Raw genomic sequence first — 1,602 nt, 5'->3', positions numbered from 1 at the left:
GGCGGCCCCGCCGGGCTGTCGGCGGCGATCCGGCTCAAGCAGCTGGCCGCCGAGAAAGGCACCGAGATCGGCGTGTGCGTGCTCGAGAAGGGTTCCGAGATCGGCGCGCACATCCTGTCGGGCGCGGTGATGGACCCGCGCGCGATCACCGAACTGTTCCCCGACTGGAAGGAACACGGCGCGCCGCTCACCGTCGAGGTGACCGAAGACCGCTTCCTGTTCCTGTCCGAGAACAGCGCGGTCACCACGCCGAACTGGGCGCTGCCCGCCAACTTCCAGAACCACGGCAACTACGTGATCTCGCTGGGCAACGTCACGCGCTGGCTGGGGGCGCAGGCCGAGGCGCTGGGCGTCGAGATCTTCCCGGGCTTCCCGGCCGCGGAGATTCTCTATAACGACGACGGCTCGGTGAAGGGCGTCGCCACCGGCAACATGGGCGTGGGCAAGGACGGCGAGCCGACCGAGAACTTCCAGCTCGGCATGGAGCTGCACGCGAAGTACACGCTGTTCGCCGAAGGCTGCCGCGGCCACCTGGGCCGCCAACTGATCTCGAAGTTCAAGCTGGACGCGAACGCCGATCCGCAGGCTTACGGGATCGGCATCAAGGAACTGTGGGAAATCGACCCGGCGAAGCACAAGCCGGGCCTCGTGATCCACACGGCCGGCTGGCCGCTGAAGTCCGACACGTACGGCGGCTCGTTCCTGTATCACATGGACAACAACCAGGTCGTGGTCGGCTTCGTGGTGGGCCTGGGCTACACGAACCCGTACCTGTCGCCGTTCGAGGAGTTCCAGCGCTACAAGACGCATCCGTCGATCCGCGCGTTCCTCGAAGGCGGCAAGCGCGTGTCGTACGGCGCGCGTGCGATCACGGCGGGCGGGCTGCTGTCGCTGCCGAAGACGGTGTTCCCGGGCGGCGCGCTGATCGGCGACGACGCGGGCTTCCTGAACGCATCGCGGATCAAGGGCAGCCACGCGGCGATCAAGACCGGCATGCTGGCGGCCGATGCCGCATTCGACGCGGTGCAGGCCGGCCGTCAGAGCGACGAGCTCAACGCGTACCCGGACGCCTTCAAGCAGTCGTGGCTGTACACGGAGCTGTATCGCGCGCGCAACTTCAAGCAGTGGATGGCCAAGGGGCTGTACCTCGGCACGCTGATGGTCGGGCTCGAGCAGAAGGTGATGGGCGGCAACGTGCCGTGGACGCTGCACCACAAGCATGCGGACCACGAGATGCTGAAGCCGGCGTCGCAATGCCAGCCGATCGAGTATCCGAAGCCGGACGGCAAGCTGACGTTCGACCGGCTGTCGTCGGTGTTCATCTCGAACACGAACCACGAGGAGAACCAGCCGGCGCACCTGACGCTGAAGGACGCGAGCGTGCCGGTGAACGTGAACCTGCGCACCTACGCGGGGCCGGAGGGACGCTTCTGCCCGGCGGCGGTGTACGAGTTCGTGAAGAACGACGACGGCAGCGATCGCCTGGTGATCAACGCGCAGAACTGCGTGCACTGCAAGACCTGCGACATCAAGGACCCGACGCAGAACATCGTGTGGGTCACGCCGGAAGGCGGCGGCGGGCCGAATTACCCGAACATGTAA

At 66.5% G+C, this 1,602-nt stretch carries 1 protein-coding gene; it reads left to right on the top strand.

Features of this window, described 5'->3' with window-relative positions:
• Positions 1–1,602 (top strand): electron transfer flavoprotein-ubiquinone oxidoreductase (locus DIE21_RS36775; protein WP_148092779.1); only part of this gene is annotated, 1,602 nt, incomplete at its 5' end.

Origin of the sequence: Burkholderia sp. Bp9140, from assembly GCF_003853425.1 — a bacterium.
Classification (GTDB): domain Bacteria; phylum Pseudomonadota; class Gammaproteobacteria; order Burkholderiales; family Burkholderiaceae; genus Burkholderia.
The sequence above is the reverse complement of the archived record's forward strand: the minus strand, read 5'-3'. Positions and strand labels throughout refer to the sequence as shown.